This window comes from Cytobacillus sp. Hm23 (assembly GCF_051842895.1).
GTDB lineage: Bacteria > Bacillota > Bacilli > Bacillales > SM2101 > Nanhaiella.
In genome coordinates, this window is sequence record NZ_JBPXRQ010000003.1 from 168216 (window position 1) to 186957 (window position 18742).

Consider the following 18742-nt stretch of genomic DNA (forward strand, 5'->3'; position numbering starts at 1 on the left):
TTAATTCTATCTTTTTCAGCTTGAGATTTCTTGACGTTTTTTGCTTTTGTAGGTTTACGTAAAATTCATTATATTAATCATCTTTTACTATAACTATTTCATTTTCAAGGATACCTTTCACAATTGAAAACTCAACCAAGCTGCAAATACAGCTCTATAATATTCATCATAGTTATTATGTTCATTATTAGGCGTACACAATTAGCAAACCTCAAATGACTACGATATAGAATGTTCAATTTAGTGTAAAAAGTAAACAATCTTCAAGTAAATGTCCCCATACATAAAGAAAGCATTTCTTGAGTTTGAGAAATGCGCTAAATATAAGGTGAAAAACTTTAACAAAGCTAGCCCTTAGATCACCTATCTACCCGCCCATTCCATGAATAACATTTCTATTGTTTGATTACTCAATTTTTCACAAAGAATCTCCCGTATACTTGTAAAGCCAACTACATAGTTTTATAAAAAATCCCCTTTGTGTTTTATAACAAAGGGGCTAATTCAAACAAACCTTTTAAGTTAACGGTGCACTTTTTATTAAATCATCTGATTGTGGGCTCCCTTCAAAAGCCAGGTTGTTTAATAACCTTTCCTTGTAATCCAATAGTAAGCTAAGTTTACCTTAGAACTATGCGACTTATTAATCACTGTGTTCCATAATGACATTTGTAGAATGAAGGGCCGTTCTCCGTGTCAGGCATTCATGCCATCTATTTTAGATTTCATTTTCTCCAAATTTATTGTCTAACACGATATTACGAATAATTTTCATTGGCTTGAAACTATCATCATACGTCTCACTAGCTATTGTAACTACAAGATTTTTTGTTGGAGAAATAATTATATATTGCCCTCCAAAACCTAGTGCGAAGTAAAAAGTATTATCATATGAAAATTCTTGTTCCTCGTCTAATTTATTCACCCACCAGTGCATCCCGTAATGGCCAATGTAATCATATGTACATAAGTGAGGAGTTGTAGCTTCTTTTATCCAATGTGAGGATACGATTTTCTTTCCATTAAACGTACCATTTTGCAACATTAATAGCCCAATCTTCGACATGTCTTCAATTTTTAACATAAGCCCGTCCGCACCTTTGTTAATTTTCATTTTATCAGCATACCAATGGTATTGTTGAATTCCTAACGGTTTAAATAAATATTCATTTGCGAAATCCTCTGTTTTCATTTTTGTTACTTGTTGTATTATTGCTGATAAAACGTGGGAACAACCTGAATTATAGTTCATATGATTTCCAGGATAGTGTACCATTAGGCGGTCAATTACAAACTTAACAATATCGTTATGATATGTCATTGGAGCAAAACAATTCCATTCACCAAACTCTGGGAAATGCAGTCCATCGGTCATAGTTAATAAATGATATATGGTTATGTCCATTTTTCTCTTGTCTTCCTGAGCTTCAAAAAGTTCAGGAAAAAATTTATGTACAGGCAAATGTATTGAGTCTAAGTATCCTTTATCTAGCGCAATACCAATCAATATAGATATGACACTTTTTGTACATGAGTTTATTTTATGAAGTTTGTCCTTTTGTTTTTTATTTTTGTAATATTCATATATATTCTTTCCCTTATGAGTAATGTAAACCGCGTTTATTTTCTTTTTCCTCAGTTCCTTATTTAATTGATCTTGATTCATTTTCCAATACTCCTTTCTCTTTACCAAGAAATCATTGTTAATAATGTTATCTTCTCTATTAATCATGTCTTATGGACAAAATAAAAAAGACCAGTTATGGTCTTTTTAGTTATTTCTAATATTAAAGGGATGTGCTTGACAACAAATTAATACTAGACAGGAGTACTTGAGTTTAATTGTAAACTATAGTAATTCCATCTTATTAAAAAGCCATAGAGAGACTCTCTGTGGCTTACACATGTAAAAAAGATTAATGCGAAGTATCCGTTAGAGGGTCTTCAAAGTATTTTATTAAATTCGTTGAAATAAGCTTCATGATTACCATTTTGAAGAGCCTCCTTATCAATTTAATAATTTACATGATATTGTATTTTATGGAATTTGTAAACCAGTTTTAAAATTTTTCTTTATCTATTCAATGAATTCTCTCCTTCTTTATTAAAGGAATTAGATCAACCTAATTCCCTTTCATGTAAGATAGCTATTTCTCAACAGCCAATTTAACGAATTCTAATATATAGACACATCCATAAAGAAAGGCGCTTTATTGCTTTATTTGAAAAACTTACTATTATAATGTGATCACAGATTTCATCAATTAGTTATTGGTTTTAAAGTTCTAGTTGGCATTTTTGATTAACTCAGAATGGACAGAAAGAATTGAGATTATTAATGTATAATTCGTGCAATAATAAATGCAGAGTTAACTTACGTTTAAGGAGCTGGTTATGAACAAATGGGTGCAATTGACCGGAATGGATATAGATTTGAACCTGAATATAGTTTAATTGAGAAAAATGGGGCAATTCACGTATATAAAAAGGGGCAGCTTGTTGATGAAGTAAAATTCTCCTTTTCTGGTAAATATCCAGAGCTTAATCAAATTGAACAGCTAGTTGATGAATATTGTGAAGAACGGGGAATGTGATTACCTTACATTGTTTCTTCTACCTTGCGTTTCACTTGCCCAATTCATTAAGAAAAGCGCATTTCTTTCTCTAGAAATGCGCTATGTACTGGAACCAATCACTGGCATTATTACATTATGTAGCTATAAGATTACGCATCAAAGCAGGTAAACCCTCCTGCATTTTTTGAAATCATTATGTACTAATCTATCAAAAATATTATTTTCGACCATCAATCTGGAAATAAAATGAAAATAACGCTTTTCTTTTCTTTATGTCTGCCACAGATTGTTAGTAAGCATCCATCATATTATCATACCTAATGTGTTTCTTTTGTAACTAGCTGATGGGTATATAGATTTCCACCTCTTCACCGTTTTCTATAGGATGATAAGTTTCTATTATGTATGAACCTTGTTTATTATGATACCCTTGTTCTTTCGCCCATTCTCCTAATTTAGAATGAAGTTCACCGACTTCCATGATACTCCCTCTCGTTACAACAAATTCATCCTTTACTTCAATATATTCCATTTCTGAAGGAAGTTCCGTTATAGAATCAGGCACAAGAATTCCTACAAAATATTCTCCTTCAAGATGGTCATCACCCTTTTTAGGCTCAAAGAGGGCTATTTCTGTTCCTATGTGGTTCGAGATTTCGTCTACTCTACTCATAAATTTCTGAGCATTCATCGGTACTTCGTTTCCAAAGTTTTTAAATTCCCCTTTATTTTTCATTCCGACAATTTTAAATGTTTTTTCAAGCTTTTTAAATTCCATACTTTCTCCCCCGGATAATATAATTCTAGAGTCCATTTACTGGTATTAGGTATTGATAGGTTTTTATTACCATATGTATATCCTAAACCTTGAAGTTAGTTTAATGTCAAATATCTTTTTCATATATTTTATAAAATTTATTTCTCTTTAAAAATAATAAGGTAACTTCTGTTAACGAATCCTGCGCAAACTAACTTTTGTTAACTATATATTTGACTTTCTTTGTCATTCATTATTTATCCAAATTTACACTTTGTTATCACCCGTATAATCCTTAAGAGCTAATTACTCCTCATGTATAATTAGATCAATTTAGGCATATCAATTGTTAAAACAATTTTAACTTATTAAATTTTTTTTCAAAATAGAGCAAAAAAGTACCTATATAAAATATATATCCTTGTACCATGATCACTGCTTTTATTTGAGGTGTAGCCATAGGTAAACTATATCTGTTAATCAAGGGGTGGAAAAATGAAGGAATATATTATAGATATAGAAAATTTAGTAAAAGAATTGGATGAACAAAAGAAAAAGAAACTTAAGATTGATGTATTGCTACGAATGCTAAACATGCTTAAAGATGAACCTAATCATAAATTATTGAGTGATTTTGATGAATTAAAGAAACTTCTAACAGAAGTCATACAACATTACAATAAAACCAAAATTAAAGTGTATAGACGATATTTTCACAACATCCAGGAGGCTGTTGAAAAAGAATTCGGGTATGTCGAAAAAGGAGCTTTAATAGGACGTTATGTAGGTATATGGATTGCCATGGGCAGTGGTATTGGGTTGATTATGGGAATGGTTATAGGATCGGGTATAGATAATATCGGCGTCGGTGTAGCTCTAGGTCCAGGTTTTGGAACAGCTATAGGTATTGTTATCGGTTCTGGGATTATTGGGACTAGTAAAGAGAAAGAAGCTGATAGTAAGGGTTTAACCTATTGATTATGGAATTTAATATTATTAGCTAAAAAGTTCATTTCATCGTTATTCATTTCCACAAGCCTCTTTTTGTCTGAAAAAAGGTGGAATTCTCCTATTCAATCTAAGATTTTTTTTGTCTTTCAGATACAATACCTATAGCTTTTGCTCTTGAATAGTTTTCTGTGCCAATAACTAGGATTATTTCCTAGTTTTTTAACAAATGATGTAGAAGGAAGTAATACCCATTAATACTAAAATGACATCTAACGTTTTCTTCAACATAACTTTACCCTCTCTTTCTCCATTAAATTTAGCTTTAAATTCCCTCACAATATCATATATACATTCATTTATATTACAAATTCAATTTTCAAGAAAAGTCCTCTTGTGTTTAATCAAGAATACTTACTTGTTAATTATTATCCAGTAACGATAACTTTTTAATCTTAAAAATAACGAGCAAAGTTGTGTTGTTGAGACAAATCTTTCAAATGAATTAGCAACCATTTTCTTCCTTCATGGACAGAGGGATACCCTCCTCAAAGTAGACTAACAGCTTTCTTAATATAACTTTGTTTCGAATGAAAACTATGTTTTAATAAAATTGGAATCAATCATCAACAATTGAGGTGAAAGAAGAATGGAAAAAATATTTTACGGAACAAACCAAAATCAATTTGGTGAACTACTTCTTCCTGAAGGTGAAGGGCCTCATCCTGTCGCCATTGTCATTCACGGTGGATTCTGGCGAAAACGAGTCACGCTTGAGAGAATGAGAAAGGCTGCTCAGGATTTAACAGCAAGCGGGATCGCAACATGGAACATTGAATACCGTCGCACTGGTCAAGAAGGTGGAGGTTGGCCAGGTACATTAATTGATGCTGCGAATGCGAGTGACTATATACGTACCCTTTCAAAATCTTATCCACTCGACCTGAATAAAGTTGTCACAGTTGGTCACTCCGCTGGTGGTCATCTCGCGACCTGGATTGCTGCACGCCATCGTATTGCAAGGGATAGCGAGCTTTTCATCGAAGACCCTATCTCTATTCGCGGTACTGTTAGCCTTGCCGGAGTGAACGACCTTGAAATGATGCATGGTGTGCATCATTATCGTGACAAGGTGCTATCTCGCGAACCAGATAATCCAACAGCTGAATTAATTGGGGGGTCGCCAGAGGAATATCCAACGCGCTACAAACATGCTTCTCCTGTTGAACTTCTTCCAATCGGTGTCCACCAAACACTTATTCATGGTGCACTTGATATCCACGTACCGATCGGAATTAGTGATCACTTTCACCGTGAAGCAGAAAGTGCAGGAGATAGTGTAAAATATGTTAACCTTCTTACTGCAGAACATCTCATGTTGACAAATACTACCTCTTCCGCCTGGCAAACAGTCAAAGAAGAGATTCTGTTCCTAGTCAACAATTAAGAAATCGGCAACGCTTCTACAGAATTACAACACAATGTTTGATGCCAGGGAGTATAATACATTGCGTTACGTTCCAGCAGGTATCATAGTGGCAGAGTTATCATAAATTCTTCTTTGAAAGCTTAAATTTTCTCTATCCATAGAAGGATCATACCTAATTAGAAGAATACTGACTAATAGTTATGATCCTTTTATCACTTTTCAACAAACAGATTGAAATTGAAATTCTCCTAACTAAAAAATTACTGAGCAGCGCCTGCTAACCTTCAAGATAATGGCCCTAAAACGAAATTGACGCTAACCTTTTGCAGATTAACGCCAGATTTCGGAATAAATAAAAGTTGCTTCATCCTCAGATTTCTAATTCTTCTTCACAAGCACCACTGATACTAAAATAACTGATGTTATTTACTTTCTATCTCACTCCTGGCCTTCTCTATAATCGTTTTTATAAACGGTTCTTTCTTCTTTGTATAAGTCGGTCTATCAAACTTATATTTAAAAGCAAGTTCTTGTTTTAGTGAGGCATACTCTTTTGCTGCATGGGGGTGTACTCTAAGATAATCACGAAACAATAATTTTTCAATCCACTCACTGCTATTAAATTCACAAATATGTAGATGCGAAGTACCCTGTCTCCATAATCCTTTCCTAAAAAACTCTCTGTCTTTAAACTCAGGTTGAGGGACATATTCATATTCAATTTTACTTAAAGGACTAACAAAGTTTGATATCTCATTCAAATCTTGTACACCTACGATAATATCAATTATCGGTTTAGCATCTAATCCTTTTATAGAAGTACTTCCAATATGTTCGATTCCAACAATTTTATCACCTAGAACATTAAGAATTCTATTTTTTTCATATCCAAATTGATTATCCCAATTTGGATATAATTACTAAGAACAACAATTGGTTTTGTCATATTTATTCCACCTATGAAAATATTACTTTTTTATTTAATACTTATAATTCCTAAAATGATTTGTTGCTTACAACAACTTTCTGGTGTATACAAAAACACGATGATTTTAAGGTCATCGCGTCATAAGGCTGAAGATTATGGCATTATTTTTTGTGTAGTTTCGAGTATAACCTTATGTTCTTGAAGCATATCAATATTTGTGTAATCTTTGATTTACTTTCCTAGCTTGGCATAAAGCTCTACATTCTCTAAATTAGACATGTGAATCTATTCTTTTTGATTAGGGTCAAGTTTGTCAGGTAGTCTCGGTACAACACATTTTTTGTACTTCAAATATTAGAAAGTGTGTGTCTTCCATACTTAACGATACAGTGCATACTCATAAACAAAGGCTAATGGACAAACATCATTGTTTCAGTGTCTCCAGTAGGGAACTCCTCTATAAAGGCTTTCACTAAAGCTCTCCTTTTCTTGAACATAGGAAATTCACTTGAATTTCTCCCAAATAGCATTTGTATAAGCTATTTTCAACCCTGCTCGTTCCATATTATTTTGACTCTCGCTTCCATATGCAGCTTGTCCGACAATTATTTTACATCTTAATTCAATTGCTTTTTCTATTCGCTTTTTTATAAGTTCAGTTTGAACGCCTTTATTCCTTAACTCTGGAATTGTGGCAGATGCAGCTAAAGTAGCCACTCCATTTTTCACAAATAAGGCTCCAACTCCAGCTGGCTCTCCTTTTACACTTGCTATATAAAATGTCCATTTACCGTTATTTAAAAGAACCTCGTTATTTTCTGTAACATTGTCTTTTAAGAACGAAGGCATACCGAACCCTTTAGTGTAAATTTCTCCATAAATATTAAAATCATCTTTACTAATTTCTTGGATAAGTATAGAAGTTTGTCGTTCATTAGCTAATTGTACGTCTTCATCCAACCCTCGGTAAAGAGAGGTATGGAACCCACTTTGAAAATAACCTTTAATGCTTAGGGTTCTAAGAAGGTCTGTAGTTGAATTGGTTGGAGCAATTTCGAATCTAGCAGGAATACCCCTGCTAGAGTAAAAATCTAACATTGAATCGATGTCTTCAACATTATTACTACAGATCCCCTTAATAGTATTAAAAGAAGGTCCAGGAATATTCTTTACAGAGAAAGCAACTGCATTCCCAAACTTTTTTATTTCAACACCCATTGGATTTCCCTCTAGTTCTTTAACTAATGTTAGCCTATCTTCCAATGCGTCTATTTCAGATTGTTCAACCATTACAGCATTTTCTTTAGATACTAAAATAGTCATCAGCTCACCTCTGTTTATTTTGAATATTACGCCGGACAGTTGCCCCTAACGGCATAATTTAGAATTCAAGGTGACTTAATCATTTTCCTTCCTTACTCCAGATTATGGTCTTTTCAAAAAAAAGAAGCCTTTATATTGACTCTCAGGGAGGTAACTCTTTAGTAATCTTAGAATAAAATTACTCTCTATTATGATATCTAGCCTTTAGTTACTTATATTTAGTATTCACTCCACTGTTCCATTGTTAAAAGAATTAACCGTTTTATGTCTTCAATTCTCTTAGGTTGACTTTTCTTATTATTTAACAATTGACATAAAGCAATTAAGTCTAATAGTTTGGCCTTTTTCAACCAATCACTCGGTAATACTCCCCCAGATTCTTTATAAGCATATATAAGTGGGTGAACAATCTTACTAGATGTGTTTTCATAACGCAATAAATTTCCTATATCAACTAAAGGGGTACCGCTAAAAGCATATTCCCAATCTAATATTGCTGATAATGTTACTACTTTCTCATTAGAATTCACGAGGATATTTAATGGATTAAAATCAGAATGTACTAAAGCAGATTGGTTTCCTAGATCATCCATTAAATATGCAAATTCCTTAACGAAATCCCAAACTTTATTAGAAAACTCTTCACCCAACCACCTTTTTCCATTTTCTAAAAAGATGCTATTATAAATAAATTTCCCATAGAGTGTTGAATTAATTTCTAAAGACTCATTTATATTTAAACTTTCATCAAAGAAACCACCTTGAGAAAACTCTATCGAGTGCAATGTAGCTAAGTACTTCCCTATTTGCAGAGCTATATCCTTAATAAGATCAAAATTTTCATCTCTTGTCATAAATTCTGACAACTGTATACCATCCATCCAGCTGATTATCATAAATGGCGTTTTAAAATTTCTACAGGTAAAATCTTCATACAGCACATCGGGAACTAGACTATCATTTCTTAGAAATTTTAAAATACTTTGTTCAATTTTCCCTTTGATATCATCATGAGCATAACAACGTAAAACATATGATTGATTCATGTCAGTAGTAATTTTTAGATTTGAGTTATTTAATCCACCACTTAACACAGATACATCAGTTAGTGTTCTTCCATCTAAAAATGGTTTGATCATTTTTGTTATTTCATCTTTATTTAATATGATTTGTTCATTTGAACGCTCCCAACCCTTTTTCAAATAATACAACTCCTAACATTCAATATTAATACGTATATGCTTTTCTTTGTTACAATATTAAAAACAATACTTTACGATATGCACTTCACGAATACTGTTTCATCCGTTCTCAATTTCCACACGGTTATCCGTATCAAATGAGAGAGCCTATCTCAATTATTTTCCATTATTATTTTTCAAGCTTAAGCTAATATAGTGAAATAACTGTTTGATTTCTTTCCTATAAGTTTACTGTTATCCGATTTAATTGCAATTTAAATGGGGAAGAAATACTTGTGGTAATAAACTTACGAAAATTTCTTTTTGATCACTTCTACTTAGTACGCTTTCACTCAACAAAGATCGATAGATACATAATACATACTAAAAAAATGAAAGCTCCTTCCCTAAGTCTAAGATGATTGTTTGGTAATGTAGTCCTAACGTCATAAGAAACTTTTGCTTAAAAGACTCATAATCATGGGCATCCACGCTTTGGCCTCCTACCCTGTCTGTACTGAATGTCTTTTGGATTATAAAAATGATAGATTCTCGTTTCAATCACGTTCTCACTTCTGTTTCGAAGTACTTCAGCAAGCTGATTAGCCATAGTTGTCTTGCCAAATGCCATAACCTATGCGAATAAGGTGATATATTTTTCTACTCAATATGCTATATGCTCACTCAGTCAGCTGTTTGCTACCAATTATTTAAAACCCTTCTTAGGTTTATATCAATTTCCACAAAGGTGATTTACGAACCCATAGAAAAATTAATAGACTAAAAATACAAGCAAGTAAAAATACTAGCGAAGGATTATACCACTCTGCAATCCAGCCTGATGCAATAATTGCGATAGGCATACCAATCTTAAACATTGAACCAGTAATCCCGCTAATTCTTCCAATGAGTTCATGTGGTGTTGTTTCTTGGCGATATGACCAAATACAAATTGATGAAATCGTTCCAAATAATCCGTATAAAAACAAACTGAATCCTAATACCCAGATGTTATTTGCAATAAATAACATAAAGTATGTTAAACCAGATAATAATGTCGTCATTCCGAGAATCACACCGACCGCCATTTTTTTGCGAATCCACGTAACGACACTACTCCCCACCAACCCTCCAAGACCAGCACATGATAAGACGATTCCCAATTGTGAATTATTCAGTTGTAATACATCCTTAGCAAAAAAGATAATCATTGTATCTACCATTCCCGAAGTGGAGTTAGTAAAGATCACTAGAATAGTGATCAGCCAGAGTGGTCTATTATTTCTAAGTTCTTTCCAGCCTTCTTTTAATTCTTCACGAAAATTTGTATTTCTCTCTATTTCAGCTTCGTTTGAATCCAATAACATGAGTAGGAAGAATGCAACGGTAAAAGCGATTGCTGTAATAAGTAAACCGATATGCAAATTAGAAAAAAACAATATTAAACCTGTTATTGCAGGGCCCATTATCCCAATAAATGTAGTAATAAATGCAAATGATGCGTTAGCAGGTGTTAATAACTCTGTTGGTAATACTTGCTTAATGATACTTGCCCTTGCATTAAAATAAGCATAACTACAAGTCATCAACATGAATCCAGCACTGTAGAAAACAATTAAGTTCTCAAACCCAATTTGGATGAACATGAATAACAGAAAAAGCACAACAATTTGTAAAAAGATCGCCCATAAAGACCACTTTTTTTTATTGACACGATCGACGATAACACCAATAAACATTGCCAATAATAGATTAGGTAGAAATTCAATAGCTCTCATTGTGGACATAGCTACTGAGGATGCTGTTAAAGTGTATAAAATCAACGGAAGCGCTAATTCATAAACTTTACTTCCAAAAGCAATAATTGATCCAGTGATGAAAAGAATAACAAAATTTTTATTCGTCCATAGTGATGAATGTTCGTTCTCTTGTTGAATAGATATGTTTTCTTTTGGTTTAGGTAGATTCATAATCTTCCCCTTTCTACTGTTATTTATTGGCTGTTTCCGTATAGATTTCTTACTAATAAATAAACACAAATACAACTAGATTTCGTAGCAACACAAAGATGATTTATGAATAAAATGACACCTTTAACTTCTAAATTTAGGAACTATAGCAAGAAAGTTTACCTAAAGAGCTTATTTATTAGTTTAAACTCAATTAAGGTGAAATAAAGCTGAAAGAATTATATTGTTTTTTCACCTTTTATCTCGTATCAACTGTCTCGTTCAGCTAACTACCAGTGGGGAATGAAGAAAAAACTACACTGTTGAGAGCTTCATAGCTATCTATGAAAGCTTGATTTTATGTTAGTTAAAGTGTTCTATTACTTTATTGTTTCTAAAAAAACCCCTACTCCATATAGAGTAAAGACTATGTGACAATCAATTATTTGTTAACGTTTTTCACCTTTTTACTAACATTTGTATGCCCCACATCGCCACACCGTTGACTCGTAAGAATGGAACTCAATGTAATTCTAGTTCCCACTATAGAACTCTCAAAGTAATCCATAGATTTTATCCTTGTTCCCATGTACGTCACAAGGATATAACCTAAGCCCTCTCACACTTTTACTTTCGTTGACTTTTATTAGTTAGTCTTAACGTCCTTAGTAAATATATATTCGAGGTTAGCATAGTCAATAATAAAATAAAAAAGGGTATAATTGATATATTATTAGTAAATTGATCGCAAACACATCTTCGCTACTACATGTTTGTTATTGTAAGAGCATGATTAATACCTAATCCAACTATATCTCGCTTTCACTTGATTCCAGTGATCTTACCTAATCAAATCATGAAAGATAATAACAACAACGTCTTTTTAAAAATCTACCTATTAGGATGTGTGACAAATGTTAGTGGAAGAGCACTACCTACAATTACGAACCCATTTTCCAAACGAACAGAACGGGGAATGGATTGAAGTAAAATTAACGAGAATCAGTGAAATTCTATATAGCACAATAAGAAATACCAATCATCTAATCAAAAAAATGGAAGACCGTAAATGGATAAAGTGGTCTTCTGGAAGAGGTAGAGGGAAATCTTCTAAAATTATGTTTTTAAAAGAGAAAGATCTTTTATTAGTAGATCTTGCTAAACATAGAGTTTTGTCAGGTGACTTACATAGCGCGCATACTTTATTAAATGGATATGATGTCAGCAATGAAGGCAGTGTAATGTTCTCCAACTGGCTGGAACAACAACTAGGGTATCATCAAAAAGAAAGTTCAAAACAGCAATTGGACACCCTTCGATTCCCATTTTATCGACCAATACCATTTCTAGACCCTGCATTTACAATGCGTCGAACTGAAGTTCATATCGTTAAACAAGTATTTGACACATTGGTTATCTTTAACCCGAAAACGAAAGCTATCGAACCTCACCTTGCCCATTATTGGACTAATGATGAAACATACAAGGTGTGGACATTTTATTTACGAAAGGGTATACGTTTTCATCATGGAAAAACGATGTCATCATTAGATGTGGCCTATACCTTACAAAGAATACAGAATCCTGAAACGCAATCACCACATCAATGGATGGTTAACGGAATAAATAAAATTACTTGTATTCATGAACATGCGATTCAGATTGAACTTTTTGAACCTAACTCTTTATTTGTAAATGTTCTAAATTCTTCTAAATTGTCTATTGTCCCTAATGATTTACATGAACATGAAAAATTTACAACACTCCCAGTTGGAACAGGTCCATTCTCTATTAAACAAAACGACAAGTCTAAACTATTATTACAAGTAAATGAACACTATTTCAAAGAAAGAGCTCATCTAGACCAAATTGAAATATGGATATGGCCAGATTTTAAAGCTGAACACAAACTAAAAAAACTTAATTTTAAATATTTACATATAACTCATTCATTGAGAGATGGCGAAGGCTTCAATGAGTTAAACCAATTTGAAAATGAGAGTTTTTATTTGGCATTCAATTTACATAAACAATCCCCATATCAAAATGTGAATTTTCGTAAAGCATTTCATCTTACAATTAATAGGGCCTCATTAATAGAAGACCTTGGTGGACTAAGGCATAAACCTGCAAGTGGTTTCCTGTCCAGTAATCAAATATCAACATATATTAACGACTACGATATGAATAAAGCTAGAGAAAAACTAGCTCAAAGTGGTTACTCTGGAGAAACCATTCATTTGTATACTTATGAAATGCCTTTAAATATCGAAGATGCTCAGTGGATAAAAAGGGCAGCTGAAAAGCTAGGTGTTCACATCGATATATCGATATTTCCAATCGAGGAATTAAGAAAAAAGGATGTTATGATGCAAGCTGATCTTATTGTAGCAGGTGAAGTATTTGATGCAAATATTGAAATTGAATTAATCGGTGTATACAAAGAGAACGGTTCATTTATCGGTTCTCTTATAGGAGAAAAATATGAAGAAGAAATAGATGACTTAATAACAACAGCATTAAAAACATCAAATAAAGAACAGCGTTTGCAAATATTTAATAACATTGAAAATATCATAAGAAACAGCTATAACGTTATATTTTTATATCACAACAGACAAAATGCAGTACATCATAACAGCTTAAAAGGTGTCTCTCTAAATGCACTCGGTTGGATAGAATATAGAGACTTGTGGTTGGAAAAATGATCCCTCTATTAACAAACAAAAAGCTTCACTATTATTAATAATAGCTAAAAGGTCAATCAAATTTTGGATTGACCTTTTAGGTGTATTAACTGTTGATAATTAACTCAAGAATTTTTTGAAGACAATTATTAAAACGTAGTTGTCCTAACTGGATAAACATAGATGTTGATAATCACAACTGCTTAGTTTTTGTACATCCGTATCTTCCTATCATTATTTTTACAAGGTGGAACCCCAAGCTTTCTCCTCTTGTTTGCTAGTTCTCCTATCTCAGTTTAATTCAAAAGAATTTTTTCTTCTTTTTAGATTTAGAAATGTAATAACTTCTGTGAGTTAGAAAATCATCCTTACAAGACTATCCACCCTACCCAACATTCATTATTTCTCATTTATCACGAACTTTTTGCTTGAACACTTTTTATTTCCTGTACAGACATGCTTCTATTGTTGTATACGTAAATTATGTAATGGTTTACGATTAGCAAAGTGTTTTTCTATAGAACGAAGGACTTCTTCGTTGCCTGGTAATGAAACTGTTTCAAATGCTTCCTTGAAGGAAACCCATTTATAATCACTATGTTCATAGTTTAAACTTACCTTTTGTGTTTCATCCACATAACCTATGAAGACCGGAGCAATATAAATGTAATTTCCTTGAGGTGAATAAATTTGATCAAATAGATTCGATGTATAGAGTGAATTACAAGTAATCCCTGTTTCCTCTTGAATTTCTCTGAGAGCAGCTTCCCACGCTTTTTCTCCTTCTTCTATACTACCACCTATGTAACACCAAACATCTTGTAAAACTGCTGTATCACGTTTAAGCAATAGAACTTTGTAATCTGCTCCTACTTTTTTTAATAATACAGCCGCAACACCTGTGCACCTTAACGGTACTTCTACATTAACCAACACAACACCCCCTTATCTTGTTTTTATAGCTTTTTTTGACAATCAAAATTTGATTCTCCTCCCTCTCTAAAAAGAAATTTGAACCAAATTCTGATAAATAAGATTGAATATCTATAATAATCCTCTGTCTCTTTTCAAGAAGATTCCTTGAAAGCAACTTACTCATCGATTGGTATTCTAAGATGAATTCTATTATTGAAAAGCTACGAATTTATTGACGGGAGTAGTCTACCTATTTTTAGTTAATCGACAGTTGTGGTTTAACTTGTCCTTTTTCATGAGATAAAGACCAGTCATGTGCCACATTCCTTTTAAATATTTTTTTAAAAGAAGGTTTCCATTCTGATAAATCCTGATAAACAAACGTTATATTGTCACATATTTTGTCTGCAACTTCATACATATGTTTTATATCATTAGCCACAAATAATATATATCCTTTACGCTGAGTACTGTCTACAATAGTTGGTATGGTGTCGCCCTCTTTTACTAATAGATCAATTAATACGACCTCAGATATGTTAGCTAACCCTTTATACTTAATTTCTTTTAAGCAACCTGGTTTTGGAATCAAACTTAAAGACATAGCTTGACATTTAGAAGGTACACATCTATATTCATCGATCGTTTTATTTGTTAACGCATCATAATAGTATCCAAATTGAGATATGCCGGTTGTTAATTCTACCATTCTCCAAATGTTTCCTCCACCTATTCTGACTTGAGACTCTATGATTATTGGGTTATTTTGTTTGTCTATCTTTACCTCTGTATGAGTAATGCCGTCTTCCAGCTCCATGTCGTCCAAAAATAGCATTACTTTCTCAATGATTAATTTTTTTTGAGATTCATCTATAGGTGCCGGCATAATAGTATAGTTTATTAAAAACGTATCTTCTTTAAATATTTCAGCTGATATAGCTAGTATAGAATGTTTTTTGTTATAAGAAACGGCTTCGACCGTATAAACCACGTCACCTTCAACGTACTCTTCCACTAAAATAGGTAGCTGAATACCGTTATCTTTAATAAATACCTCTACGTCATCTCCTATGTCTAGCTTAGATACCTCTTTACCACCTGCACCACTAGGAGGCTTTATTATAATACTATCTTTTTTGTTTAAAAATTCATCAATATCTTTTATATTGTTGCAAACTAACGAATCTATCGAAAAGTCCTTACCTGCTAGAATTTCACGCATCATGTCTTTATTACGGGTTATCATATTAGCGTTAAAAGAAGCTCCTTTAACATCAAAAATCTTTGCAATTATAGAAGCTGTATCTAAGGCCGTTTCGTTGAAAGATACGACCATATCAAACGGTTTCTCTTTGTACAATTCTTCAGCGTAGTATACACATACTGGTATGTTTGTTGTGTCTATTTCTTTTTTATAGAAACACTTTTCTAAGATCGTTCCATCGAAATATATGTGTTTAGTGTAAGACCCTATATACGAAACAGTATACCCCCTGTCTAAAGCATCTTGCATAGGCTTTGTCCATCCCCCTACAAATAAAATGTGTGGTGCATTTTCTATGTCAGTTCCTTTTAATATCTTATTCATCAAAATCATCTCCTCTAAATTGAACTCATATATTCAATGTTGGTTCCTTTTGATACGCCTCGCCTTAGCAACACTATTAAACACAATGTTGTTCCGAAGCCTCCTATAAATAACGTAGTTTGAAGCCCAAATATAGAAACTAACAATGCACTAGCAAAGCTCCCCAATGCCCAAGCTCCCCAATTAAGCGTACGTTGTACAGCATTTACTCGACCTAGCATGTGGCTTGGTGAGGCAAGTTGTCGTATGGTTGCAGCGTAAGGACCAAATACACCTTCTCCCATACCATGTATGATACTTGCAGCTACTATACCGATAACGGTTCCCAAATATCCCATTATCGGTATAAAGCATAGACCAATAACTGATACAGTAGCGCTATAAATAAGCACTTTTGTATTATTAAATTGTTGACTTTTTTTCATAAGTATCGTATTTCCTATTAAAAATCCCACCGCTGCTGAACCTACAATAAATCCTATTTCAAGTTCAGATAGACCCATTACCTTATATAGGAATATTACTAAAATGCTATTTAGTATGTATTTAAAAAAGCCGTAAACAGCGCCACAACTTACAATTGGTTCTAATACAGGGTGTTTTTTAAAATATATCAACCCTTCATATATGTTCTTATATATGGATTTTATATTTACGTTTTTTAAAGAGCCCTCTGTTTGCGGTTTAAACCTTGAAATAAATAATACAAATACAAAGCAAACAAAATACGTAACTGCGTCAACAGTGAATGAGCCTGTTAATCCAACTAGAGTAATAACAATTCCTGCTAACATAGGACCAATTACTATAGAAAGAGACTCTGAAAGAGCTAGTTGAGCATTTCCTTTTTTTAAGTTGTTTTTATCTGTTAATATTTCCGGTAAGAAAGAAGGAATTGCAATGTTGTAAAAAGTAGTAAATATGCCATTAAAAAACATGAGAAACACTAATAAAGGGAACGTCATTATATTTGTTACTGTCAGTATGAATACTGATAAAAATAAAATGCCTTGGCATATACTACAAATTAGCAAAACCTTTTTTCTATGGAGGACGTCTATTAAAGCACCGGCTACTAATCCGAAAATTAGGTAGGGTATGAATATAATCCCACGAAGCAAGGCAGCATTCGCCTCACTTGTTTCTAGTACCTCTAATGCAAAAAGAGGCAAAGCTACTAATGTAAACTGGGTACCTAGCAAACTTATAGACTGTCCTAGCCAAAGCTTGTAAAAATTAAGATGTTTGTTATTTTTCATAATACAACCCCATTAATTCATATTTATCATTTTCCAGTTAGAAGACCCCCACTTCAAACAAAAACAATGCCAAGCGAGTGAAGATTGAGTGGGGGCAAATGACCATAGTATAAGGAAAAACTCACTTGTTATATCATATAATCAACCTATTAATAGATAGGTAAGGTGAAGACGGTGCTCGTCAATAAAGCCTTTAAATTTCTAATCTAACTAAACAAAGAACAAAAACATTAATTGCTAAAACCATAGGTTGCGGTCATTTTGTAATCATTCATTTTTTTGCTACATGAAATGATACTTTTAAAAATCCTGTACGACGTAAGTAAGATAAGGTGGTCATTATGGTAGCACTATGGTTCAAAACCTCTCTGGCTAATGAAAAGTTCATCTTCTGAAAAATACTGCCGCATTCGCTTATAAACCATTTGATAGGCGGAAGGATCATACCATTCTTCCATTTCCAGGTTTCTATATAATTCTTGTAAGCCCAACTTGTGTGTTCGTTTACCACCGCTGCCGTCCCCCATAAAATAATCGTCAATACATACTCTGTTAACCAAGGGACGCAATAATTCTGCAAATCGATCGCTACTCGGTAATACAGGTGAGATGGCAACCTGTGTGGGAATACCGAACTCCGCAAGCAGTTGGAGTGTTTTAAGCCTTGCCGGAATAGGAGGAGCGTAAGGCGTAAAATACTTGCGAATATCTTCGCTATCGGTCTCTACTGTCATACTTACCCGAACCTTGGCTCCCAACTGTTGCAACATCTTAATGTCCCTGCGAACAAGCGGGCTTCGTGTTTGAACAAGCAAGAAGTCCGGAGGATTTTTCACCATGATTTTCAGTAAAGACTGCGTAATCTTCTCCTTGTGTTCGATTGATTGATATGGGTCCGTGCTAGATGACATGAAGATGGTGACCGGCCCTTTGATCTTAGCTCTGAGCAATTCTTTTTGGAATGTGGACGCAGCATCTTTTTTAATGTCTACCCAAGTTCCCCATTCTGCGTTACGAAAAGTAGAGACAGGCATTTGCCGCACATAGCAATACGAGCAAGCGAATGCGCATCCCGTATATGGATTTAACGAGTGACTATATCCGGATAAAAAACCAGTTCCCTTATTCAGCAATGTTTTCGGCGTTTTATATAAATACTCAATTGTCATCTGCAACCACCTGCTAAACCATATTTTACGTAC

Annotated in this window: 14 protein-coding genes; 4 read left to right on the forward strand and 10 right to left on the reverse strand. The window is 33.4% G+C overall.

Translation table 11 applies throughout. The features are described from left to right. Positions 1-718: 718 nt before the first annotated feature. A complete protein-coding gene (locus tag ACSVDA_RS03355) occupies positions 719-1666 on the reverse strand; it encodes a serine hydrolase domain-containing protein (protein WP_485880827.1) in 948 nt (315 codons plus the stop codon). Between the two features lie 736 nt (positions 1667-2402). On the opposite strand from ACSVDA_RS03355, the gene ACSVDA_RS03360 reads away from it, so the two are divergent. Next, positions 2403-2594 (forward strand): YbxH family protein, encoded by a 192-nt coding sequence (locus ACSVDA_RS03360; RefSeq protein ID WP_485880828.1) that lies wholly within the window; start codon positions 2403-2405, stop codon positions 2592-2594. A 319-nt stretch (positions 2595-2913) separates the two neighbouring features. Here ACSVDA_RS03360 and ACSVDA_RS03365 read toward each other — a convergent pair whose 3' ends face one another. After that, positions 2914-3354 (reverse strand): GyrI-like domain-containing protein, encoded by a 441-nt coding sequence (locus ACSVDA_RS03365; RefSeq protein WP_485880829.1) that lies wholly within the window; start codon positions 3352-3354, stop codon positions 2914-2916. A gap of 474 nt (positions 3355-3828) precedes the next feature. Here ACSVDA_RS03365 and ACSVDA_RS03370 point away from each other — a divergent pair, with 474 nt between their 5' ends. Both ACSVDA_RS03370 and ACSVDA_RS03375 read left to right on the forward strand, forming a co-directional pair. Then, entirely contained in the window at positions 3829-4311 is a 483-nt protein-coding gene (locus ACSVDA_RS03370; protein ID WP_485880831.1) for a hypothetical protein, read from the forward strand. Positions 4312-4930: 619 nt separating this feature from the next. Beyond that, the gene (locus tag ACSVDA_RS03375; RefSeq protein WP_485880833.1) at positions 4931-5728 is read left to right on the forward strand and encodes an alpha/beta hydrolase family protein; all 798 of its coding nucleotides are present in this window, start codon (positions 4931-4933) and stop codon (positions 5726-5728) included. Positions 5729-6132: 404 nt separating this feature from the next. Here the strand turns inward: ACSVDA_RS03375 and ACSVDA_RS03380 are convergent, their stop codons facing one another. The 4 genes from ACSVDA_RS03380 to ACSVDA_RS03395 all read right to left on the reverse strand — a co-directional run bounded on the left by ACSVDA_RS03380 (position 6133) and on the right by ACSVDA_RS03395 (position 11112). Further along, positions 6133-6582, reverse strand: a complete 450-nt coding sequence (locus ACSVDA_RS03380; RefSeq protein WP_485880898.1) for a GrpB family protein — start codon at positions 6580-6582, stop codon at positions 6133-6135. 560 nt (positions 6583-7142) lie between these two features. After that, positions 7143-7961 (reverse strand): GNAT family N-acetyltransferase, encoded by an 819-nt coding sequence (locus ACSVDA_RS03385; protein ID WP_485880835.1) that lies wholly within the window; start codon positions 7959-7961, stop codon positions 7143-7145. Between the two features lie 218 nt (positions 7962-8179). After that, a complete protein-coding gene (locus ACSVDA_RS03390; RefSeq protein ID WP_485880836.1) occupies positions 8180-9163 on the reverse strand; it encodes a phosphotransferase family protein in 984 nt (327 codons plus the stop codon). Positions 9164-9870: 707 nt separating this feature from the next. Beyond that, the gene (locus tag ACSVDA_RS03395) at positions 9871-11112 is read right to left on the reverse strand and encodes an MFS transporter (protein WP_485880838.1); all 1242 of its coding nucleotides are present in this window, start codon (positions 11110-11112) and stop codon (positions 9871-9873) included. Between the two features lie 893 nt (positions 11113-12005). On the opposite strand from ACSVDA_RS03395, the gene ACSVDA_RS03400 reads away from it, so the two are divergent. Further along, positions 12006-13799, forward strand: a complete 1794-nt coding sequence (locus ACSVDA_RS03400) for an ABC transporter substrate-binding protein (protein ID WP_485880839.1) — start codon at positions 12006-12008, stop codon at positions 13797-13799. A gap of 441 nt (positions 13800-14240) precedes the next feature. On the opposite strand, the gene ACSVDA_RS03405 is transcribed toward ACSVDA_RS03400, so the two are convergent. The 4 genes from ACSVDA_RS03405 to ACSVDA_RS03420 form a co-directional block, all read right to left on the reverse strand. Further along, complete coding sequence (locus tag ACSVDA_RS03405; protein ID WP_485880841.1) at positions 14241-14714, reverse strand: NUDIX hydrolase; 474 nt, start codon at positions 14712-14714, stop codon at positions 14241-14243. 235 nt (positions 14715-14949) lie between these two features. Then, the gene (locus ACSVDA_RS03410) at positions 14950-16281 is read right to left on the reverse strand and encodes an ATP-grasp domain-containing protein (RefSeq protein WP_485880842.1); all 1332 of its coding nucleotides are present in this window, start codon (positions 16279-16281) and stop codon (positions 14950-14952) included. A gap of 14 nt (positions 16282-16295) precedes the next feature. Continuing rightward, positions 16296-17540 carry an MFS transporter gene (locus ACSVDA_RS03415; RefSeq protein ID WP_485880844.1) on the reverse strand — a complete coding sequence of 415 codons (1245 nt, stop codon included), beginning with the start codon at positions 17538-17540 and terminating at the stop codon, positions 16296-16298. Positions 17541-17890: 350 nt separating this feature from the next. Then, complete coding sequence (locus ACSVDA_RS03420; protein WP_485880846.1) at positions 17891-18709, reverse strand: radical SAM protein; 819 nt, start codon at positions 18707-18709, stop codon at positions 17891-17893. Positions 18710-18742: the final 33 nt, after the last annotated feature.